Source organism: Paenibacillus sp. FSL K6-2524, from assembly GCF_038005525.1.
Taxonomy (GTDB): Bacteria; Bacillota; Bacilli; order Paenibacillales; family Paenibacillaceae; genus Fontibacillus; species Fontibacillus anaericanus.
Map to the genome: position 1 here is coordinate 353,361 of NZ_JBBOSP010000001.1, position 23,421 is coordinate 376,781.

The 23,421-nt window shown below is 40.8% G+C and carries 14 protein-coding genes and 1 pseudogene; 6 read left to right on the forward strand and 9 right to left on the reverse strand.

Translation table 11 applies throughout. From position 1 onward, the window contains the following. Nucleotides 1–9 precede the first annotated feature (9 nt). Complete coding sequence (locus tag NST85_RS01615; RefSeq protein ID WP_127195165.1) at nt 10–1,134, reverse strand: hypothetical protein; 1,125 nt, start codon at nt 1,132–1,134, stop codon at nt 10–12. 239 nt (nt 1,135–1,373) lie between these two features. Here NST85_RS01615 and NST85_RS01620 point away from each other — a divergent pair, with 239 nt between their 5' ends. The 4 genes from NST85_RS01620 to NST85_RS01635 all read left to right on the forward strand — a co-directional run bounded on the left by NST85_RS01620 (nt 1,374) and on the right by NST85_RS01635 (nt 7,477). After that, nucleotides 1,374–4,163, forward strand: a complete 2,790-nt coding sequence (locus NST85_RS01620) for a glycoside hydrolase family 3 C-terminal domain-containing protein (RefSeq protein WP_341188355.1) — start codon at nt 1,374–1,376, stop codon at nt 4,161–4,163. Between the two features lie 248 nt (nt 4,164–4,411). Continuing rightward, a complete protein-coding gene (locus NST85_RS01625; protein ID WP_127194483.1) occupies nt 4,412–4,612 on the forward strand; it encodes a cold-shock protein in 201 nt (66 codons plus the stop codon). A 262-nt stretch (nt 4,613–4,874) separates the two neighbouring features. Next, complete coding sequence (locus NST85_RS01630; protein ID WP_341188356.1) at nt 4,875–7,079, forward strand: S-layer homology domain-containing protein; 2,205 nt, start codon at nt 4,875–4,877, stop codon at nt 7,077–7,079. Nucleotides 7,080–7,258: 179 nt separating this feature from the next. Continuing rightward, nucleotides 7,259–7,477 carry a hypothetical protein gene (locus NST85_RS01635; protein ID WP_341188357.1) on the forward strand — a complete coding sequence of 73 codons (219 nt, stop codon included), beginning with the start codon at nt 7,259–7,261 and terminating at the stop codon, nt 7,475–7,477. Between the two features lie 183 nt (nt 7,478–7,660). On the opposite strand, the gene NST85_RS01640 is transcribed toward NST85_RS01635, so the two are convergent. From NST85_RS01640 to NST85_RS01665, 6 genes are all read right to left on the reverse strand, one after another. Then, the gene (locus NST85_RS01640; protein WP_127194480.1) at nt 7,661–9,409 is read right to left on the reverse strand and encodes an extracellular solute-binding protein; all 1,749 of its coding nucleotides are present in this window, start codon (nt 9,407–9,409) and stop codon (nt 7,661–7,663) included. A 57-nt stretch (nt 9,410–9,466) separates the two neighbouring features. Beyond that, complete coding sequence (locus NST85_RS01645; protein WP_341188358.1) at nt 9,467–10,357, reverse strand: carbohydrate ABC transporter permease; 891 nt, start codon at nt 10,355–10,357, stop codon at nt 9,467–9,469. Between the two features lie 11 nt (nt 10,358–10,368). After that, nucleotides 10,369–11,337 (reverse strand): ABC transporter permease, encoded by a 969-nt coding sequence (locus tag NST85_RS01650; RefSeq protein ID WP_307400950.1) that lies wholly within the window; start codon nt 11,335–11,337, stop codon nt 10,369–10,371. Between the two features lie 180 nt (nt 11,338–11,517). After that, a complete protein-coding gene (locus NST85_RS01655; protein WP_341188359.1) occupies nt 11,518–13,035 on the reverse strand; it encodes a response regulator in 1,518 nt (505 codons plus the stop codon). 13 nt (nt 13,036–13,048) lie between these two features. After that, nucleotides 13,049–14,818: a sensor histidine kinase gene (locus tag NST85_RS01660; protein WP_341188360.1), complete on the reverse strand. Its 1,770-nt coding sequence runs from the start codon at nt 14,816–14,818 to the stop codon at nt 13,049–13,051. An 11-nt stretch (nt 14,819–14,829) separates the two neighbouring features. Next, nucleotides 14,830–15,702, reverse strand: a complete 873-nt coding sequence (locus NST85_RS01665) for a helix-turn-helix transcriptional regulator (RefSeq protein ID WP_341188361.1) — start codon at nt 15,700–15,702, stop codon at nt 14,830–14,832. 191 nt (nt 15,703–15,893) lie between these two features. On the opposite strand from NST85_RS01665, the gene galA reads away from it, so the two are divergent. Together galA and NST85_RS01675 are read left to right on the forward strand one after the other, a co-directional pair. Continuing rightward, nucleotides 15,894–18,653, forward strand: coding sequence for a beta-galactosidase GalA (galA, locus tag NST85_RS01670; protein ID WP_341188362.1), 2,760 nt, complete (start codon nt 15,894–15,896; stop codon nt 18,651–18,653). Nucleotides 18,654–18,971: 318 nt separating this feature from the next. Further along, a pseudogene (locus NST85_RS01675) lies at nt 18,972–19,867 on the forward strand (LysM peptidoglycan-binding domain-containing protein). Nucleotides 19,868–20,009: 142 nt separating this feature from the next. On the opposite strand, the gene NST85_RS01680 reads toward NST85_RS01675, so the two are convergent. Continuing rightward, nucleotides 20,010–22,208: a GH92 family glycosyl hydrolase gene (locus NST85_RS01680; protein ID WP_341188363.1), complete on the reverse strand. Its 2,199-nt coding sequence runs from the start codon at nt 22,206–22,208 to the stop codon at nt 20,010–20,012. A 35-nt stretch (nt 22,209–22,243) separates the two neighbouring features. After that, nucleotides 22,244–23,338 carry a GntR family transcriptional regulator gene (locus NST85_RS01685; RefSeq protein ID WP_341188364.1) on the reverse strand — a complete coding sequence of 365 codons (1,095 nt, stop codon included), beginning with the start codon at nt 23,336–23,338 and terminating at the stop codon, nt 22,244–22,246. Between the last annotated feature and the right edge of the window lie 83 nt (nt 23,339–23,421).

Here is a 23,421-nt window from a genome sequence, read left to right on the forward strand (position 1 = left end):
ATATCGAGATTAGTTGGCTTTAGTGAAAGCTTCTTCAATACCACCAATATAGTTTTGTACACTAATTGTTACAGAAGAAGTTAAGTCTGCTTCGTCTGGAACAGCAGGGTGAGCATCATCTTTAGCTGTAGTCTTCATTCCTTTGATTTCGTCAACGGATTTACCTACCATCCAGTCGCCAAGTGCTTTTGCTTGCTCGAACCACTCTTTACCGATAGAAGATGCTTTAGCCATGCCATATTCTGCGCCAAGCTCAACTTTAGTTTTGAGTTCTGCTGCTTTATCTGATGTTACTTTACCATCTTTATCGAAATTAATCTTTACTTGTGCAGTATCGATAATTGTACCTGCAACTTTACCGTCCTTATCGAATGCACCAACTACGATTGTTGTATCTACTTGAGCAGTTGGAGTCTTGTCTCCATCCAATCCTTTGGAACTCCCGATCGAAATAGATTGACCTACACCAAGCTTCTCAGCTCCACCTTTAACTTCTACTGCATTGTTGAAAGCTTTCTCAACACCTGCAAGGTAGCCCTCAACGGATACCGTAACAGAAGAAGTCAAGTCAGCTTCATCTGGAACAGCAGGGTGAGAATCATCTTTGGCTGTAGTCTTCATTGCTTTAATCTCGTCGATGGACTTACCTACCATCCAGTCGCTAAGTGCCTTCGCTTGCTCATACCATTCTTTGCCGATGGAGGACGCTTTCTTCATTCCATATTCATCGCCAAGCTCCACCTTAGTTTTAAACTCGCCATTAACATCTGTTGATAGCTGAAGATCAGCAGAATATTCTATTTTTGTTTGTGCATTGTCAATGTTAACCTTTACAACCTTACCGTCTTTGTCGAATGCAGCTGCAACGATAATAGTGTCAACTTGACCAACAGGTCCTGTGTCGCCCTCTTTGTCTTTCGACTTACCAATGCTAGTGACTGTGCCAAGACCGATCTTTGTAATCGTTCCTGCAGCGACCTCAGCGTTGTTAGTTGCTTCATTAGACGCTTCTGTTTTCGTTTCTGTATTTGCAGAGTTTCCTGCAGCGGCATCTTCTTTCGCGTTACCAGAGCAGCCTGCAAGCATAGTTAGAGCCAACGAAGCAGCTAGTAGAATGGAAAACTTTTTTTTCATGATGTGAATCCCCCTATGTATTTTTAATTAAAAAACGTATGCATGTGAATGCTATCACATAGATTGGAAGCATGCAATAACTTAACTCATAGGGCCGTATGAAGAACTCAATAAATTGTAGACTGAAACTAATGGGATAATGCACCAGTACGAGGAAAAGTAGAACTTTCGAAAGGGATGAGGTACCTTTATATAGAAGTATTAAGTTAGGTATGGAAATGACAATCAGGAGGTAACGCATGAGTATACAGATGCTAGGAGTTCCGCTAGAAGGTTTTGCAGCATTTAGCAGAAAAGTAGCCGCAGAAGGTGCTGTTTTGCTAAAAAATGAAGGGCAGATTCTTCCGCTTCGAAATAACGAAAGCGCTTCAATCTTTGGTAGAACTCAGGTTAATTACTATCGTAGTGGTACAGGTTCGGGTGGTAGTGTTCATGTTACCCATACAACTAATCTATTAGATGGTCTTCGAAGTAAGAAGAATATAACCATTAACGAAGAATTAGCGGCTGTATATGAAAAGTGGATTGAGGAGAATCCATTTGATAATGGTGGTGGCGGTTGGGCTGCTGAGCCATGGCATCAACAAGAGATGCCTTTAACCGCTGAACTGGTGTTAAGGGCACGAAAGACATCGGACAAGGCGATTGTTGTGATTGGACGTACAGCGGGTGAAGATCAGGATAATGCCAATGAACCGGGAAGCTACCAATTAACCGCAGAAGAAAAGGCAATGCTGAAGCAGGTGACTACTTATTTTGATCAAACCATTGTGGTGCTGAATGTATCGAATATTATCGATATGAGTTGGATGAATGATGAAGGTTATGTTCACCCGATTTCGTGTGTCATCTACGCTTGGCAGGGTGGCATGGAGGGTGGTAATGCGATTGCCGACGTGCTGGTGGGAGAGGTCACACCTAGTGGGAAATTAACCGATACGATTGCTTATTCAATCGAGGATTATCCATCAACACGCAATTATGGTCATGAATTTACGAGCGTTTATGAAGAAGATATCTATGTAGGATATCGATATTTTGAGACGTTTTGTCCGGATAAAGTTCAGTTTGAATTCGGGTTTGGTTTATCCTATACGGAGTTTTCGATCGAGCCTGAGGAGGCCATTCTGGTCACCAAAGAAGGAGAACATTACTTCGAACTAAGCATAACGGTACAGAATATTGGAACAACTTTTGCAGGTAAAGAGGTCGTTCAGGTCTATTATGAAGCGCCGCAAGGAAAGCTGGGGCAACCTGCTAAAGCTTTGGCAACGTTCGGTAAGACAAAAATCCTTGAACCGGGTGAATCGCAGCGACTTACGGTGAGTTTCCCTGTTCATTCTATGGCGTCCTATGATGATAGTGGCGTGACAGGGCATCCTTCTGCATATGTCCTGGAAGCTGGGATCTATCATTTTTATGTCGGAAACAGTGTCAGAAATCTAGTGGACGTAGGCATTCAAGGACAAAGAGGTTTCGTTGTGGAAACACTCCAAGTCGTGGAGCAATTGGAGGAGGCATTGGCGCCGACAGAAGGCTTTGCAAGAATGAAGCCGGGTGCGCGGAAGGAAGATGGTTCATATGAACTCACCTCTGCCGAAGTACCAACTCGAGAGATTTCTTTGGCGGATCGGATCGACAGAAATCTTCCCAAGTCCTTGGAGCAAACAGACGACAAAGGCTATAAATTACAAGACGTTTATGACCAAAAGGTAACTATGGAAGCTTTTATCGCCCAACTGAGTGATGAAGATCTGGCTACCATTGTCAGAGGAGAGGGCATGAGCAGTCCTTTGGTTACACCGGGTACGGCTTCGGCCTTTGGAGGTGTTAGCGACAGTTTATTGAATTACGGAATTCCAGTAGCATGTACAGCAGACGGACCATCGGGAATTCGTATGGATAGCGGACTGAAGGCGACTCAGGTTGCGATTGGAACCTTGCTAGCAGCAACTTGGAATGCTGAACTAGTCGAAGAGCTTTATGTCATGGAAGGTCAAGAATTATTAAGCAACAACATTGACGCATTACTTGGACCTGGCTTGAATATCAGACGTAGTCCGCTTAATGGGCGCAACTTTGAATATTTTTCAGAGGATCCGTTAATCACGGGTATTTTTGCGACAGCATGTACTCGTGGTATTATGAAAGGCGGTTCTAATGCTACCCTGAAGCATTTCGCTTGCAATAACCAGGAGAAATTCCGCAGTAAGGTAAATGCTGTCGTTTCTGAGCGCGCTCTTCGGGAGATTTATCTGAAAGGGTTTGAAATGGCAGTAAAGCAGGGCGGCGCGAATTCGATTATGACCTCTTATAATCCTATCAACGGGCATTGGGCCGCGTCTAACTATGACTTAAACACTACCATTCTTCGCGAAGAATGGGGTTTTAATGGCATCGTCATGACAGATTGGTGGGCAGTAATGAATGATGTGGTTCACGGAGGCTCTCCTAGTGTGAAATATACGAACGCGATGGTTCGTGCACAGAATGATCTGTATATGGTCGTCAATAATTATGGCGCAGAAATTAATTCCTTAGAAGACAATACGATTGAATCTTTAGAAAATGGTTCCTTAACCCGTGGAGAACTGCAACGCAGCGCTATAAATATTTGCGAGTTTATCATGCGTGCACCTGTGTTTTTTAGAAAACAAGAGATTGAAGAAATGGTCATTCAATTCAAGGCGAATCCATCTCTTTCGTCGGATCAAGTTCAGTTATTATCCGAGAATACATCACAGGTTACACCAGTTGTAAATGGATCAACTATTGTGGACGTAGATCAGTCTGGCCTATACCGGATCATTGTAAATATTATGTCCCCGGATACTAACTTAGCTCAAAGTGCTTGTAATGTGACACTAAACGATCAGTTGATGACGACCATTCAAACGAATGGGACAGACGGCAGATGGATCAGGCAGAAGCTTGTGAAAATTGAGCTGGAAGCTGGTCTTTATGAATTGAAGTTTGACTTTGTCAAACCAGGACTGCAGATCGATTGGATCGAATTCAAACGAGTGTAAATGTAGAAATAAGGAACATATTGAAGAGACACCTGAGAGGGTGTCTTCTTCCAATTTTACCCCATACCCTCAGATGAGTATCTTAATGGGCAAAGATGTGCTATAATAAGTTTATTGAGATAGAGACCTAAGTAATTCGCATAGCGTAGAGGGTTATTCTAGATTTAATAACCTTGTACCATATGTGAATTTTTTTATTTTTCAAAAGATAAGAATGTCATGTAAATTTTAATTAGGTGGTAATAATTATGGAAACAGGCACAGTGAAATGGTTTAACGGAGAAAAAGGTTTTGGTTTTATCGAAGTTGAGGGCGGTAACGATGTATTCGTACACTTTAGCGCAATCGTTGGAGACGGCTATAAATCTTTGGACGAAGGTCAACGCGTTGAATTTAATATCGTTCAAGGCAACCGCGGTGCACAAGCCGAGAATGTCGTAAAACTATAATTCAGAGCTTAATGCCCCAAACCTAGCGGTTTGGGGCATTTTTATTTTAGGTTTCAGCACCCATTCCCTACATATTATTAGTGAGACCGCCTCATAAGGTGGTCTTTTTTTGCATTAGCTATAATCTCTATGTAAGCTACTTTACAAATGATTTACAAAACTACCGTAATTGATTTTACATAACTCCTTTAAACTATAATGAATGCAAATTTTAGCAACATAGATGATTTGTGCAACTAAGAATAGGGGAGATTACTACATCATGAACAACAAACTGAAATTATTTATGGGCACGTCACTTGCCTTACTAATGCTGTCACAAGCAATGATGACGACTTCCGTATCTGCGGACAATAACTCAACGAACACTGGAAAATGGATGTCGGGTGAGTATCACACGCATACGATCCAGTCGAATGATGCGTCAGAACCTTTTTTGAAGCTTGAAAATGTACTCAATACTGCATTTCGTGAAGATTTGAATAGTTTGCCTATGGAAGCAGTGGCATCATTGAAATATGGTACTCCATTTGATTATCTCGTAGTGACAGACCATCTTCGCAATTCCGCAAGAGACCCGGAAGGTAATGAGAAGGCAACTGCACGCTGGGAGGCTATTGCAGATCAGCAGAACAAGATTGTTGAACTGCAGAAGAGTGGGAAATATGCTGGGAAAATGATCTATACCGGATTTGAATGGGACATGATGGGACTTGATCATGCCTCGGTTGGTATTATTGATTCGAAAAGTGATGTTGTGCCTATAGATGCGATCCATCAGTTCGAATGGTTGTACAGCTATGATACTACAGCAGATAGTTTTACCTCGAATGAAGCTGAGATATGGGGAGAGCGGCCGACTAAAGAAGGGCTGAAACCCGACACAAGCAAAACTTATGAAGCAATTGATTGGTTGAAGAACAATTATCCTGATAGCTTTGTTTTACCGAATCATCCATCCAGGCACAATGGAAGCAACAGCGGAGTGGTAACCATTGAAGACCTTCGTAAGATGAATGATATTGCTCCTAATATCGTCTTCGGTATGGAAGGGATGCCAGGCAATCAGATGGCAGCCAGCGAGAACAGATCTGAACTGGCTGAAATTTATGGCGGAGCAGATGTCATGATCTCGCAGGTCGGTGGCATTTGGGATGCGTTACTGGGTGAGGGAAGACGGTTTTGGAATTTTACCAACTCGGACTTCCATTTCAAGGTCAGCAGCAACCGGAATTATTCCAGCGGATACTGGCCAAGTGAATACTCCAGAAACTATACATGGGTTGAAGGTGATACCTTCAAGGATGTAGTAGATGGCATGCGTTCGGGTAAATCCTTTTCCGTATATGGTGACCTTATTAATGCATTAGATTTTAAGGCAAGCGGAAACGGCCAACAGGCAGGAATGGGCGAGGACCTGCAGATGTCCGCAGGCGACAATACGAACATTACCATTCGTTTCAAGAGCCCTGAGTACAATAACTATGCACCGATTTCAGAACATGAAACTACAGTTGATAATAAGGTCAAGGTAGACCATATCGATCTGATCTCCGGTGAGGTTACTGGAAAACTTAATGAGAGCCAATATGCTAGTAATACAACGAATGATACGACGAAAATCGTAAAACGATTCACTGAAGCAGACTGGGGACAACCAGATGCCGAAGGTTATTACACTATTAATTATACAGTGCCGGCAGATACCAATCGTTATTATCGTCTACGTGGTACTAATCTTGGTGTAGATGTAGATGGCTATACGAAGAACGGTGAACCGTTGAAAGACCAGTCCTTTGACTACGAAGGGACTGCGACTGCGGAAGAGAATGAAGATCGATTTAATTCTATTAATGACCGAAACTACACCAGTATGTGGTTCTATTCCAACCCGATTTTTGTTGAAGTGCCAGATAATGAGCTGGAGATGTCTTTCAGCGACGTGAACAGCCATTGGGCTTCCACTGCGATCAATAGTGTGGTGAAAGAGGGACTATTCTCGGGCACCTCGGAAACGAGCTTTAGCCCAGATACGGCGATGTCCCGCAGCGTGTTAGTCACAGTTATGCACCGTCTAGCTGGACAACCGAGTGATGGAACTCATCCATTTCAAGATGTTGCAACAGATGCTTATTACAATGATGCGGTAGCATGGGCAAGCACGAACGCCATTGTTAAGGGTGTTGATAGCAAGCGATTTGCTCCAGAACAGTCTATCACGCGCGAACAGCTAGCAGTGATTGTCTATAACTATGCGGAAGTCATGGGAATGGATGTAAGTGCTAAGAATACACTTGCTGATTTTACGGATACTATTAAAATTTCCTCTGGGGCCTCTAAAGCAATGCAATGGGCGGTTGGCTCAGGACTTCTAGCTGGCAAAGAGGGTAAGGTGCTCGACCCATCGGGTGCGGTAACTCGTGCCGAGGGTGCAACCATCTTACATCGCTTTATAAATAATATTTGATCATAAGGAATTAGGCTTATTCACCAAAATGTATGCTTGACGGCCTTCCGATTCTTTGCCAAAAGATAGGGTGGGATTCTTCGGAATCCCACCCTATCTTATTTATAAGATTGATCCATGTTACGGGTTGACCTTATACTATATCTTGAATCTTTTTTATCAGATAGGAAGTGAGGACTTTGGCAACCAGCCGTGGATTCGTGGAGCAAGATTATATTATTGAGCACATCAGACAGACTTTTCAGTGTACGGTTTTATGGTGCGAAGGGCGCGCCTGCCTAGAGTATGGCACCGAGGAGGAGCTATATCGTATATCTAAATACATACAAGAAAATTTTGATAAAGATCTTCTGGATGTATTTTTTACAGCTATTGAAAGCATTCCGCTGGAATCGTAGACTGCCCTGCGTTATCGCATAGTTAGCTAATATAATAGGAGAAACACTGCTCATACGGATTTCTCCTATTTATATAGGCTTAGAAAAGTACCCCGTAAGATAGACCTGATTGAGTGTCTACTCTTCGGGGTACTTTTTAGTTTGCGCTTTGACTGTCCTTAAATGTACTTATAACCTTCAATCTTATTTATACTCACCCGTGTATTTAGGAGAAACTAGTTGTATTCCAGTTGCGGATTTGAAATCTTGTACACGTTTATCCTTTGCTGCTTCAATACTTGGGAGTCCCAGTTTATCCATTGTAGTAATAGCTTCTTTGTATAGAGATTCAAACTCTGCATCGTTTTTAGCAAGAAGCATTTTCGGAACGATTTGTGCCCAGTATACTGTAATTTTAGCCTCTGAATTAGCCTCATCTGATCCAGGCTCATAAGCATCAAATAGGTTTCCAGAATCCAATGTGTCATTGCTAAACATATATTTAGATGTACCATAGAACAGATTTTCTTGATATTTTGTTAACTCAGTGGTTTCGACTTCTTTCACATGCTTCAACCACACTTCGTTCGCTAACCACCAAATAGATTCAAAACCCCATTTTTTAGAAGCGGCATTCCAATCGGTATTGAATGCTTCATCAATCTCGGGATTTCGCTTGTACTTGCCATCAGCAGTGACGGTATATGTTTCGCCTTCTTTACCGAAGTTGTTTACGGTTTGTCCATGATCACTGTATAGATATTCAATAAATTGAATTGCACGATCCGCATGTTTAGATTTTTTATTAACAAATGTCAATGTCCAACCTTTATTTAGCGATCTACCATATTGAGGTAATGTCCCTTCATTTGACTTGATTGCATCAATAGTAATGTACTTAGCATTAGGGTCTGCTACATAAAGTTGGGTGACTGGTGAAGTGTAATCAGCATAGCTTCCGATTTTCATAAAGATGGCACCTTGTGTCATTTTTTCTTCAATTTGATTACGTGCACTTGTGAAGTTCTCTAGAGATAATAGTCCTTCAGAAAATAACTTATTACCAAACTCAAGAACATGTTTGTATTCAGAAGTTCTACGAACGTCAACATATGAACCGTCTTCTGCCTCATATACCGCACCAAATGAACCAGCCAGAACACCAAGAGAATCACTGATGTATTTATCTTTATCATCGAAGTAAAGTGGTAATACGGTCATACCTTTATATTGAATATTAGCCTCTTTAACTTTTTTTAGAGCAGCAATTAAGGAGTCCTCTTGTTGCAAGTCCTCTACTGTTATACCTAGTTGATCCATAATATCTTTTCTTACAATGATTTGACCGTTAGAATGATCGTTGTAAAATGGTTTAACATCGGGATATTCATCCAACATTTCCGGTGATACATAGTAGTTGGGGATAGCATAGACATTGCCATCTTCTTGTGTATACCAATCAACCATGCTCTCAGGCAGAATAGTAGACAGGTAAGGATCATATTGTTCCATTAGCTCATTAAGTGGAGCGACTGTACCACTGCTCATTAGTGTTTGGATTAGTGAGGTACTGTTCCAACGGTCCAAAGAAATGATATCAGGTAGATTACCCGTTGCCATCATCACGTTAAATTCAGAGTTAACATCGTTACCTGCATGAATAAAGTCAACGCTAACCCCTGTTTCTTCAGTTATCAGCTTATCTGCATAGTTATCTTTTGCGTCCCACTTTTTCGAATATCCTGCTACTCCAGTGTACCAAGAGAGAGATACAGGTGAAGTGTTCGATTTCCAACCAGGCTCGCTGGAAGAAAGGGAGCTGTTTGTTGTTTCTGGGGATGAATCGGGTGCATTTGATGCATTATTGCTAGAATTATTTTTGCTAGAGCAGCCTGTCATAATTACGGATAGAGCGAGAACAATGGTCAGTAATCTTGTTGTAGCTTTGTTCATAGTATTTCCCCCTGTTATAAATAGTATAGTCTTATATCATCAAACCTCAATGCATGCCTAGCCTTTTACAGAACCAATAAGCATTCCCTTAATAAAAAACTTCTGTACAAAAGGATAAACAAGCATGATCGGTAGTGATGCAGCAACCATTGCAGCTAACTGTAGAGTAGATGTTGTTACTGTGCTTTGTGCAGCTCCAATTGAACCTGACATATTCGCAAGCAGTAACGCGGCTTCCGTACTTTGAATTAATTTCAAGATATATAGTTGGACCGTTTGCAAGTGATCTCCCAGTGTGAAGACCATGGCATCGTAGTATGAATTCCAATGTCCAACCGCCGTAAACAGAGAAATGGCAGCGATTACAGGCTTTGATAATGGCATAATGATGCGGAAAAATATCTTATATTCACCTGCACCGTCAATTTTTGCGGATTCGATTAATGCTTCCGGTAGCTCAGCGAAATAGGAACGGAATAGAATGACATTCCAGAAACTAAATAACGTCGGAATAATAAATACCAGGAAGTTATTGTATAGTCCTAATGCATTGATCAGGATGAAATACGGAATCAGACCCCCGCTTAAGTACATACTCATAAGCCCAAGTGTGGAGTAGAGGCCTTTAAACTTCAGGTTTTTACGTGAGAAGGCATAAGCGAACAATGCCGTAAAGATAACATGGGTAATCGTACCAATAACTGTTCTGGAGAAAGTAATACCAAAGGATCTAATTAAGGCAGTATCACTGAATAGTGCGCTATAGTTCGCCCATGTAAATTTTCTTGTCCAAAGAAATACTCCCCCCCTTGCGTAGTCGAGACCTTCATTAAATGATCCGATCACGGAGTACCAAAAAGGATATATAGTGATAATGACTAGTACAGCCATGATTAGACCGTTGAAGATATTGAATATTCTATCTGACCAAGAATTATCTTTAACCATAAGTGTCCCCCCTAAAAGATCCCTTTTCCTGTTATTTTCTTAGCTGAGAAATTCGCAATGTAAAGTAAAAATATCGCAATAACAGTCTTCATTAAACCAACAGCAGTTGCGTATTCCATTCTGAATTGTCGTAGGCCTATTTTGTAAACATAAGTATCGATAACTTCACTAGCATCTATATTCAACGGATTCTGTAGAACAAAGAATTGGTCAAAGCCACTGTTCAGAATATTACTAATGGCGAAGACTAAAAGGATAACGATTGTACCTGAAATAGCTGGTAGTGTAATATGCCAGATTCGGCGGAATCGTGAGGCACCGTCCATGTAAGCTGCTTCAAACATTTCCTGATCAATACCCGCAATCGCTGCAAGATATAGAATGGCGCCCCAGCCTAAATCTTTCACTAATTGGGTAAGAACAGCTAGCAACCAGAAGTAGTCCTGCTCGCCAAGGAAATGGATAGGTTCAGAAATGACACCAAGTGACATCAGCACATAATTCACGACCCCATTACTTGGGGACAGGATGTTAATAATTAATCCTCCAAAAATACTCCAAGAAATAAAGTGTGGAAGATAAGTTACTGTTTGGGTAAGCTTCTTAAAACGTGCAGAAGTTAATTCATTCAGCATGAGTGCGAACAGAATCGTTATGGGGAATGTAATGATTAGCCCTAATAAGTTGATTCCGATTGTATTACGCAACATGTTCCAAAAGTTAATATCTGTAACAAACTCTTTAAAGTTATCTAGACCAACCCATTCTGCTGTAAAAATACCTTTAATACCGGTGATGATACTGTAATCTTTAAAAGCAATAATTACGCCGTAGAGTGGAATAAAGGTAAAAATCAGAATAAATAGAATACCTGGAATGATCATGGATTGTAGTGATAATTGATCACGATTTTTGAATGATCGATTCTTTCGAACCAAATGTTGGTCCACATTTGATATTGAAGCTTTTGAATCTGCCATCTGTCTAACCCCTTTCTCTTATGCTGTACATCTAAATTGTAAGCGCATTATATTTTAGGCGATAGGATTCGGGTTTACGAAAAGGTATCATATTTAATCATTGGTAGATTTACGATGTACTCCAATAGAAAAAACCCCCACATTCGTCATAACGAACGTGAAGGCCAGTATAATATGGAATTATTTCATTATTTTTTGGTAATCCTTTGGGCTGATCCCATAGTAACCTTTAAATACACGAGTGAAATTTTTAGGGTTACTGTATCCCAAGGCTGTTGCAACGTCGTGAACCTTTACATTGATGCCATTTAAAGCTTCTTTAGCATATTCCATCCGTTTCATCGTGACATAATCTTGAAAATTAATACCGGTGCTCTCTTTAAAGATCTTGCTGAAGTAGGTATAACTTACGTTACAGTAGTTGGCGATGACGGCCATATTAATCTCATTTTGTAATTGATCTTGTACATACTTCTTGGCAATTTCAACGATATCGTAGCTTCGAATTAAGCTTTCGCGTGCAGTAATCATTTGTAGCATACAGGTTTTGAGGTATAAGCGTAATTGTTCGTTTTGTTCAAAGGTAGAGAAGTCTTGCTTCTGATTCTGTAGCCAGCCGATCGTTAATAGGATCATATCATAATTATTCCGAATACTTTCAAGAGTACTCTTTCTTAAGAAGTCATCACTGAAATATTTCTGAATAAAGGAGAGTACTTGATCTTTACGGCCCATATCAATAATTTCAACTAAGTTCCTCAAGTCTATAGGTCCGATCTTATTGTCTGTTCTATTTATTATGTCGCCATAAGTCATAATGGATTGTTGGTTTGCGGTAAGTTTATAACGCAATACGTCTAACGCACTTTGATAAGCGTACGCTAGGTTCGTTGTTTTCGATACCACTTCACCTACAGCAACTACCATCGATAGTTCAGAATTGTCCGTTAGAAATTGTTGTAGTACTTGCTTAACAGTGATCATATTATGATTCTGCTCATCGAAGTTAATCCATATAACGAGATCGTTTTGTCTGTTGTAGAAGGAATATAACTTGATAGAGGGATTGTCCCTATCGGGTGTGATCAGATATTTATCCCAATTCGCGCCTAGTGATTTGGCATTTGATGTAGAGTGAATGAGAGATAAAACAGCTACAGTAGTTGTAGAATAGGGTAAGCTATAGCCTAATTCCTCGAATACACGCTCGAAGGCATGTTCATCATGTTCTCCACTTTGAATCACCCAATTCATACGTCGACTGACTCTTTCCATTTGAGTTAATTTCTTCTCTGACTCTCCCTCTATGTATTGTTGCTCTTCTTGCTGAAGTTCACGGACGGTTTTGTTCAATACTTCTATTAAATCCTCTGAGGGGGCTGGCTTCAGCAAATAATCTCGTACGCCAAGTTTAAAGCTCTCTTTTACACGATGAAAGTCATCATGTCCACTAATCACAATAACTTTATGAGGATGCTTTTCTCCTAATTGCTTAATCATATCAATTCCATCCATAACGGGCATGTTGAGATCCGTTAATATGATCTGCGGCGTTTCCGATACAATAATTGATAGCGCTTCTGCTCCGTCCTTTGCAGTTAATATTTGATCGATATGCTGAATTTGTAAGTAAGTGATGATGTCGCGTAATCCTTCGCGTACCATTTCCTCATCGTCAACGATTAACAGTTTATACATAACGGAATGCCTCTCATTCGTAGGGTAATTTGATCTGTACTTTTGTATACTTATGATCCTTACTTTCAATGGTGATAAAGTAGGACTCCCCATAATATAAACGTAATCGGGAATTGATATTATAGAGTCCAATAGACCGCTCGGGTGTATCCGTGGTTACCTCATCATAATTGAGCGGAGCTCGAAATTGGTCATTTAATGTTCTCATCTTCTCTGAGGTCATGCCCGCACCATCATCAATGATATCAATCCAGACTTGTTGTCCATGCACATAGCAATGGACTTGAATGCACAAGGAATCTTTGGGAACTGCCTTTCCGTATTTAATACTATTCTCAACGATAGGTTGAAGTAAGAACTTAATCACGGGGTAGGCTTTTAATTGCTCGGTTACTTCAATATCAAGTTGTATTGTTTTGCTACTACTCAAAGATTGAAGGTTGATATATTTTTGAATGAGCTCGATCTCTTCTTTAAGCGTTGTGTGTAGTGTATTATCGCTGAGATTGTATCTTAATATTTTTCCGAAATCGGCTATCCGATCTGCCGTATCAAACATGCGTTCCTTAATTAATTTCATCCGGAAAATATCTAGTGTATTGTAGATGAAATGTGGATTGATTTGGTATTGTAAGGCTTTGATTTGCGCTTCTTTTCTTAATCGCTCTTTCATCACCACTCGGTGAATTAAGTTATTGTTCATTTCGATCAGACCATTAAAGTCTTGCGCAAGTTGACCCAGCTCATCTTGCTTGTTGTCTATAATACGCATGGATGTACTACCGTTAATGACCTTCCTCATAATAGATACGATTCGATTCAGCCTGAGGAAGATCATTTTGAACATGAAGTAACACGTGACAATAAGCAGGAGAACACTAAATACGATGAGCAGTAGTTGGTTAATCGTACTTTTATGAATCGATTGATTGAGTTGTTCAAGGGATACCTTGTACACAAACGTTTGGTTGATCGTATCGAATGTTTTATACAAATATAGATGTTGCTCGTAGATGAAATAGGGCTCCGTCTCTACTAGATGATGTTGCAATATCTCAGATTCAGCCTTTTCATCAATATCTGTCGTTGTAAAAGTAATGCCTTGATCATGATATAAAAATTGTGTGTTGTCCGAAGAGGAAGCATCCTCAACGGTACTTAGCAAGCTATCCTCAGCTACCATAACGGCTACAAGTCCTAACAATTCACGCGCAGGTGAATATAGTTTGCTGAGAAGTGTATATTTGTTGCGGTCTGAGTTCAATGAACTTGGCCCCAGCCCAAGGTCACTCGGAGTAAGCCACATCTGAGTTTCATCCTCTTTTGCAATAAAGGCTTGCAGCTTATCATTGGACAATTGATTGTTTAGACGCAAAAAGTAGGGCCATGATTCAGGAATATGATCACTAACCATGTAAATTCTCATAGCATAGTCATCTGTCTCCGTAAAAGCGGTTGCATACTTAATAATGGGGATGACACTGTCCAGATATGTACTTAGAAATTCAGCTTCATCTCCTAGGTAAGGATCATTAATGAACTCAATAATCTTATTATTCCTACTAACCATTTCCGTTAAATCATAGGCCATATCAATGCGATTATTGATTTCCCCAGAAGCTTGATCAAATGCATGGGACATATTCGTAATAAAATTATCTTGAATATTTTGTGTCGAGATATGGTTGTTCCAAGAAAGAATAAGCGATAGCAGAATAAATGGAATGGTATACATAATAATCATTTTGACCATGATGCTATTTCTCTTAATTTTGAATAACATAGTAGATCTCCTTATGTAAATGAAATAGGATCAGGAATGTTATGTATATAGGTAGCTCTAAATTTTCCTGGTGTTAACCCAAATTGCTTTTTAAAAATACGAATAAAATAGCTAGTTTCCAATCCTAGGCGATTAGATATTTCTTGAATGGAATCGTCAGGATTATTCTCTAGCCAAGTCGCTGCCTGCTGCAAGCGAATACGTTGTAAATAAGCATGAGGATTGATCCCGTAGGCTTCACGAAAGATTCGCTGAAAATGTTGTACAGAGTAACCTACAGCATGAGCTATATTGGCGATTAGTAAGGTCTCATCATAATGTTGCTTCATATATTGAATGGCAAGCTGTAATGCGTCTTGCGAAATATTCGACTGATTTGGCAGAAGTGGATTCTTGTTACGAACGATTTGTTCTGAGAATAGAATCAGAAATTCATATAACTGTACAGATAGTTGCCCCTCAATATTAGCGGAATCTAATGCACTTGCTTGCCATATCGTTGTTAGTTTATTTTCTAACTTAGTAACGGAGGAATGATCTAGCGGGATACTTCTCATCAGTGGTATATTACAACCTTTAATGATGTCTTCCGCTGTTGTTCCATGAATGCCGATAAATCCTAGTAGCCAAGGCTGGTCGGAACTAGAAAAGTATTCATGACCGACTTTGGCAGGTAATAGTAATGCGTGATAGGGAGCTAATACGAGTTCCTTATTATTTTGAAAGTGAAATGTACCATATCCACCAAAGTTAATAAAACATTGCAATGTAGGATATCCCATAGGCCTATATTGATAGTTTTGATCATGTAAGCCACAACTGTATAACGCTAGAGGTAGTTGATATGAAGACTGATTTGGAAACAATCGGAAGGGTAATAACATTGCTTTCTCCAGTCCAAAATGTGACATGAAAATATAGTTTACTACTATAGTCTTAAACCTATTGAGGTAAAAGAACAATAGTAAAGTTGTGAAATGTTCATTTTATACTATTTTTCCTCCGCTTTTGTGCTAACTGCTCATAACTGAACTTTCTTAGAATAGGGATATCATACTAAGAAGGGTTTGAGGACATGAGAGAAAGACTAAGTATGGATAAAGATTGGCAATTTCATTTAGGTGATGCGGTACTGTTGAATGATAATAGCCATGATGCGGTGTATGGGAATGCTAAAGCAGGCGGAAGTAGAGGGGCTGCGAGCATCGAATGGAATGATAACGAGTGGGAAACGGTGCAATTACCGCATGATTGGTCCTATAAGCAGCCATTTGATCGTGAAAATGGGGTTGCTGACTTCGGGTATAACACTCGTGGGATGGGCTGGTATCGTAAAAAATTCAAATTAGATCCTGCCGATAATGGAAAGCAGTTGTTATTAGAATTTGATGGCATTGCCACACATGCCACGGTCTATTTTAATGGCAGCATACTGGAAAGAAATTTCTGTGGATATACGAGCTTTGTTATTGATGTTACAGATCGTGCTTATTTTGGTGATCGACCGAATTTACTAGTAGTGAAAGTAGATGCAACAGTATCAGAGGGTTGGTGGTATGAAGGTGCAGGCATATATCGACATGTATGGTTAACAAAGAAGGCACCTGTTCATATTGCTGATCGTGGAGTATGGGTTAATCCTATAAAACAAAGTGATGCCAAATGGTTAACGAATGTAGAAACAACGATTAAGAATGAATCTGAAGAGATAACAGCATATCAGCTTATTTCTCGTGTTGAAGATGCGAATGGAGAAATAGTAGCAGAACAAAGTACAGAAGGAACCAGTGAAGCGGGGCAATCCGTAGTGGTTAAGCAGGACCTTCCTATCGAGCATCCTGCATTATGGGATGTGGATGACCCTACTTTATACAAGCTACATTCCATTGTTACGATCAATGGGCAAGAAGTTGATAGTGTAGTTACGAATTATGGATATCGTACCATTCGCATTTGTCCGGATACAGGTTTCTACTTAAATGAACGACCTCTTAAAATCAAAGGTACATGTAACCATCAGGACCACGCAGGAGTAGGGGTTGCACTTCCAGATGGAATTCAAGAATATCGTATTGGGCGATTGAAAGAAATGGGAAGTAATGCGTATCGATGTGCACATCATAATCCAACACCAGAATTATTGGATGCTTGTGACAGGCTTGGTATGTTAGTGATGGACGAGAATAGAAACTTTGATAGTTCACGTGAAGGATTACTTCAACTTGAAAATATGGTTACGCGTGACCGCAATCATCCATCCGTTGTCTTCTACAGTCTATTTAATGAAGAACCACTTCAAGGAACATCAATCGGACGGAAGATGGTAAAACGTATGATGCGTGCGGTTAGAAAATTAGATTCCACCAGACCTATTTTGGGTGCCATGAATGGTGGGGTTATGGAAGATGAAGGAACGGTTGATGTTACGGATATTGCAGGATTTAACTATATGAACGGTGGTTATGACAAATTCAAAGAGAAACATCCTAATCAACCGATTATTGGTTCTGAGACGGTGAGCTCCTTTGCAACTCGCAGTAATTATATTAGTGATACTGAACAACAAGTATTTGAGAGTTATGATCGTGAGAAAGCAAGTTGGGGGAATACGGTTAGAGAATCTTGGAAAGCGATTAACACTCGTGATTTTGTAATGGGGACTTTTGTATGGACTGGTTTTGATTATCGAGGGGAACCTACGCCATATGAATGGCCGAGTGTGAGCACTCATTTTGGGATATTAGATACATGTGGATTTGCTAAAGATCCGTATTACCTGTATCAAGCTTTCTGGCTAGATGAGCCTGTATTGCTTATTGTGGCACATTGGAATTGGCGTGGCAAAGAAGGTCAAACCGTTAAGGTCATGACGCACACGAATTGCGATGAAGTCGCATTATATTTGAATGATGTATTTGTTGATCGACAAACCATTGATATTTATGAGCAACATGAATGGGATGTTGTATATGAACCAGGTACGTTAAAGATGGAAGGATATAAGGATGGTCAGTTAGTAAAAGTGTCGGAGATTACGACAACGGATGAAGCCCATACTTTGCGTATTGAGACTCAGAAACCATTTTTGCTAGGTGATGGAAGAGATGCAATGGCGGTTAACATCTATGCGGTGGATGCAGAAGGTAGATTTGTTCCTACGAATCAAAGTAAAGTATCCTTCTCCATGAACGGGAGTGGACAAATTCTGGGTGTAGGCAATGGAAATCCGAATTGTCATGAGCCTGATAATGCTATGGAACGCAGCCTATTTAACGGATGCTGTCAGCTGATTGTCCAGAGTAAAGTGGGACAAGAGGATATCGAATTAACAGTTCAAGGCGAAGGATTGCAGTCTGTGTCGTATGTAATCCCTGTCAACGCAGCTGAAGAAATGCCTTTTGTGCCATCTATAAGTGAACGTTATATTAATAACTGGCTTGTCACGCAAGAGCCTACAGCTGAACGTCCAAATCCAAATGTGACGATCCATCCGACTGACATGAATTCATGGGAAAAGGTCGATGTAAGCTTTGGTGCACTTCAAATGCTACGTGGGGTGAATGGTTATGTGATCTATCGCAACCGTATACCTATGTCAGCGCAAGAAAAATCAAGTAATCCATATATTTGGTTCCATTCTATTAGTGGTGATATCGAGATTTATATTGATGGTAAACTACATTTGAAGAAATTCATTCCTTGGTCTGTAGATTTAGAAGTTCCACTCCAGGGAGTTGAACTTGATGATCAGGTAACCATCTCTGTATTAATCGGAATTAAACCTGATATGTATAGCCCTGGAATCAATGGGTCTGTGTCGATTCGCATGAAATAGAATACGGAAATACGAATAGGGTGTCTCAAAAGCCATATGGCTGCTGGGGTACCCTCTTTTTGTCTTAGTTGAGTGTTTGAGTGGACAGTATTCATATTCCATACATTATGGGAAAACGTTACTCTCTTTATTGCGAACCATCAACCAAACCTCAACATACAATGAGTCAGAATGAGGGCACCGGCCTATGCTTTTTATGTAAGTTATGCAAGGCAAAAATTAAGCTTATGCTTACGATGTAAGTTTTGTTTCACAAAACAGAGCTTATGCTTACGAAGTGAGTTTTACTACGTAAAACTTTAAGGAGGATGTAACCGTATGGAAATAAGGGTACGCGGCGGTGATTCGTTCTGGGGATATAGTCAGTTGTTTGGGGTTCCAATACAGCTTCTGCTTGATTCAAATCCGGGCATTAATCCTCAAGCATTAATGATAGGACAAACGGTGAACATACCGGGTTATGTGACGCGAGAATATCAGATCGTTCCTGGGGATACGATTTGGCAGATTGCTAGGACAGCCGGTGTACCACAGGACACTTTACTGCTGCTGAATCCATCGATTCAAGCGAATAGTCTCCGGGTTGGTCAAATCATTCAAATTCCAGCTCGCGTCACTAACTACATGGTGCATACGTCAAGACCTTATGATTATGGTGATATGCTGGAGGACCTTAACACCCTCGCCGAGGTTTACCCGTTCATCCGGATACAATCCATAGGTACCTCGGTCATGGGTAAAGAGCTTCCTGAAATTCGTATCGGCATCGGTTCTAAGCAGGTCCACGCAAATGCCTCTTTTCATGCAAATGAGTGGATTACAACACCGGTACTCATTCGTTTCCTTAATGAATACTTACTAGCATTAACGAATAATGGTAGCATACGTGGGCTCGTGATGAACCCGCTATATGAGTCAACGATGTTATCATTGGTTCCGATGGTAGATCCTGATGGGTCATTTATTGGGGCTTTGAAGGGCTACAGCCACCTGAATCTGAAGTAATTGTTAATGAGTTTGCAAGAGTGAGCGGTTATGAGCCTATTGAGTATGTGGAAAGCTGGGCTGGATTCAAGGATTGGTTCATCCAAGATTGGAGAAGGCCAGGTTTTACGATTGAAGTAGGGCAAGGAACTAATCCACTTCCCTTATCGCAGTTTGAACAAATTTATCAAGAAAGTCTGGGGATATTACTAGCTTCGCTTTATATGTAAGTTTTTTGAAATTTCCTGACGGGTAATTACCATAGATTCTTTGAGTATAGAAAAGTACCCCGTAGGAGTGACCATTATTAGGGTTGACTCTTCGGGGTACTTTTTAGGTTGTGTTTAGGCCTGCCTTTAATTGTGCTTATGATTAGTCGTTACGTTTCGATAGTGAGAATGGAAGCTCCTGCGGTTCATAAGAACGGTAGCTTGGAGCTAATCCGAGGCGGAAATCTAGTGACTTTCCTTCCATAATATCATCGTAAGTAATATACAATTTGGTGTATTCCTCACCTTCTAATTTGACGTTGGTAACGAAATTGGACTGCGGGTTATTATTGTCGGTATGGATCTGCATATGCTTGCCATCCGGGAGTTCAATCGTGACACTATCAAATAGCGGAATGCCGAGCACATACTCATTACTTCCCGGGCATACCGGATAGAAGCCCATGGAGCTGAATACATACCAACCCGACATGCTGCCATTGTCTTCATCGCCAGGGAATCCGTCAAAGCCGCTGTTGAACAGATGGGTTAAAATCTGCTTAATCACGACCTGAGAGGAAGCTGGTTTGCCGACGTAATTGAACAGATATGGAATGTGGAAGCTCGGCTGATTAGAAATAGCTACCTGGCCAAAATCCACGGCTGCCATTTCGCTCATTTCATGAATTTCAAACCCGTATCCTAACACATCAAAGTCCGGCGCTTTATTGCACAATTCAGTTATTTTATCAAAAAAACGTTCCTCAGAACCATACGCCTCGATCAAACCTTGGAAGTCTTGAAATACTGCAAAGCTACTCTGCCAGGCGCTACCCTCTGCATAGTCAAGTCCCCAGCTAATATCGTTGAAATGGTCACGGAATTGGCCGTTTTGGTCTTTCGCGCGCATGAAGCCTGTCTCGGGATCAAAGATATTTTTGTAATTCAATGCACTTTGTCTATAATGCTCAGCCACATCAACTTTGCCTAAAACCTCTGCTACGCGGCTGATACAGTAATCGCTATAGGCGTAGTCGAGTGTATGATTAACACTTTCATGATAGTGATTTGGAACGTAACCATATTTGATATAATCCAGCGTTCCTTGGCGACCGTAACAATCCTTCTCGCTTTGTGTCGTTGCTGCGTTCAACATCGCATCAAGCAATTCGGGCATTAGGTGACTTCCAATTCCTTTGGCAGAAGCATCGGCAATAACCGCATCAATAAGCGTACCTGGCATCAGGCCGCGTTCATCCGGGGATAACCATTTGGGCAAGAATCCAGTTTCGCGGGCAGAGTTCAGGAAACCTTCGAGCATTTCCTCGTATTCTTGTGGCGCGATGATAGAATAAAGCGGATAAACGGATTTGTATGTATCCCAGAATCCATTATTGGTATAGAGAACACCTTTCTTGACGGATCTAGCTGTAGTGTCGTAATGAATCGGCTCCATATTGGCATCCAGTTCGTAGAACTTCTGTGGGAAGAGGAACATCCGATATAAGCAAGTGTAGAAGGTCCGTAAATATTCCTCGTTCGAATGCGTAACCTGGATTTTATTCAAATAATGATTCCAGGCTAGGGCTGCTTGTTCTTTCAATTCAGCTAAAGACGATTGTAGCTCACGCTGAAGATTTAACTCGGCCTGTTCTATACTGATAAATGAAGTCGACAGCTTAACATTCAGAGTACCCTTCTCGCAGTCCTTAAATCGAATAACAACATGCTGATCCATGCCGCTTACAGTCATCTCATTGCTTAATTCGCCTTCGTTATTATAGTAACCTGATGCATCCAGATCGATATCATGACTGAAACTCATGGATACATACATCCGGAATTGATCATCATGACAGCCTGCGAAGTTGCTGACATAGCCAGTGATTTTGCGATTTGCTGCATCTATATGAAACTCGCTCTTGTCCTTAACATTTAGCACAAATCCAGCTTGCTGCTTGGAGTTGTATTGGATTTGCATGGATGCTCCATAACAGGTCGGAACCAGCTCGGTTGTGATGTTATAGCGCTGCTGTTTCACTTTGACGTAGTGAGGCTTGAATGTAGCTTCTTCCGGACGATAAGAGCTTTGGCAAGAGAAAACAGAACCTCTTATTTTGTCATCAGCAATAGGTGTCATGAGAAAATGAGCAAAGTCTCCCATCCATGGACTTGGCTGGTGCGTCAAACGAATTCCCTGAAAGACACGATCATGTGGATTAAAAAACCAACTGCCCTCATTGTTTGTTTGTACGACAAAATGATTCATGCCGAAAGGGACCGAGGTATAAGGGAGTGTATTCCCGTTGGAATAGGAATGTTTGTTGTTGGTACCTTGTCGTGTGTCGATATAATGCAGCATGTAGAATCTCCTTTAGTTGTATTTAGTAATAGGCGTCATAGTCTCTTCACGGTTTGACGTTCGATGAGCTCTACCGGAACCACAACATTCTCTCGCGGTTGCTTCTGAGGATTCTCCATGATCGCCACCAGGTTTTGTGCAGCTTGGTATCCCATTTGTTCAAAATCTTGAGATATCGTGGTCAACTTGGGCTCAACAAAACTGGAAAGGTGAATGTTATCAAAGCCTACAATCGAGAAGTCATCTGGTATCGAAAGTCCTAGTTCTTTAGCAATTTGCATGATCTCAATGGCGATCAGGTCATTCTCGGCTACAATTCCCGTAATCCCTTGCTCCATAACGGATTGTATGAAACTGATATAATACTCTCTGCCGTTATCGTTGTCATGAATTAGATAACGCTCGGTCAAATCACTCACGCTGTGATCGATTAAGTTGTTATCATACAATGCCTTCAGATAGCCGAAATAACGCTCCCTAATCGATGAGGAATTCTCAACCTTCAAAGAGGAGAGAAAGGCAATTTTCTTGTGATTATTCTCGATCAGGTGATGGCAAGCCAGGTACCCTCCTTCAAAGTTATCGGAGACAACGGATAGGAGCGGAATTCCCTCAATATATTTATCCATCGTGACTATCGGATATTTAGATAAATGATATTGATACAAAATGCCCAGATCGGAAATGCTGTTTACCGGGTAGAAGATCAGACCCGAGTTGGCACTTTGAAGTGCGGCCTCTAGCAGTTTGTATTGGCTGACAATCGTACTGGACTGAATGTTTAATGTGTAGTCTGTCGCCATGAGATATTCGTTGATGCCCTTCTCATAATCCCCAAGACCTGGATTGTGGCTGAATGGAAGAATGAGTAAAATCTCTTTACTGGTCTTAGTGACGGGGCGAGGGGAGGACTCCATAGCATTCACGAAGCTTCCCTTTCCTTGAACCCGATAGATCAAATTTTCATTCTCAAGCTCAGTTAAAGCTCGCTTTGAAGTAATCCGGCTCACGTTGTAGGTCTTCGATATTTGAGCTTCGGTTGGGAGCTGATCTCCAATCTTTAGTTCACCAGATTCAATCTGCGCCTTAAGAGCGTTTACGATATGTTGATATAACGGAATTTGTTCCATTGTGATTCCCCTTGCTTAATTTGATATACCATATTTGGAATGGGTGAGTCAAGTTGTATGTTTCCTCTTTGATGAAAATAAGT

Bases quoted from the DNA above. Each gene is read 5' to 3' on its own strand.
- NST85_RS01680 (WP_341188363.1), bottom strand. From the start codon at position 22,208: ATGCTGCATTATATCGACACACGACAAGGTACCAACAACAAACATTCC.
- NST85_RS01665 (WP_341188361.1), bottom strand. From the start codon at position 15,702: ATGTTATTACCCTTCCGATTGTTTCCAAATCAGTCTTCATATCAACTA.
- NST85_RS01630 (WP_341188356.1), top strand. From the start codon at position 4,875: ATGAACAACAAACTGAAATTATTTATGGGCACGTCACTTGCCTTACTA.
- NST85_RS01645 (WP_341188358.1), bottom strand. From the start codon at position 10,357: ATGGTTAAAGATAATTCTTGGTCAGATAGAATATTCAATATCTTCAAC.
- NST85_RS01615 (WP_127195165.1), bottom strand. From the start codon at position 1,134: ATGAAAAAAAAGTTTTCCATTCTACTAGCTGCTTCGTTGGCTCTAACT.
- NST85_RS01640 (WP_127194480.1), bottom strand. From the start codon at position 9,409: ATGAACAAAGCTACAACAAGATTACTGACCATTGTTCTCGCTCTATCC.
- NST85_RS01650 (WP_307400950.1), bottom strand. From the start codon at position 11,337: ATGGCAGATTCAAAAGCTTCAATATCAAATGTGGACCAACATTTGGTT.
- NST85_RS01620 (WP_341188355.1), top strand. From the start codon at position 1,374: ATGAGTATACAGATGCTAGGAGTTCCGCTAGAAGGTTTTGCAGCATTT.
- galA (WP_341188362.1), top strand. From the start codon at position 15,894: ATGAGAGAAAGACTAAGTATGGATAAAGATTGGCAATTTCATTTAGGT.
- NST85_RS01685 (WP_341188364.1), bottom strand. From the start codon at position 23,338: ATGGAACAAATTCCGTTATATCAACATATCGTAAACGCTCTTAAGGCG.
- NST85_RS01625 (WP_127194483.1), top strand. From the start codon at position 4,412: ATGGAAACAGGCACAGTGAAATGGTTTAACGGAGAAAAAGGTTTTGGT.
- NST85_RS01660 (WP_341188360.1), bottom strand. From the start codon at position 14,818: ATGTTATTCAAAATTAAGAGAAATAGCATCATGGTCAAAATGATTATT.
- NST85_RS01655 (WP_341188359.1), bottom strand. From the start codon at position 13,035: ATGTATAAACTGTTAATCGTTGACGATGAGGAAATGGTACGCGAAGGA.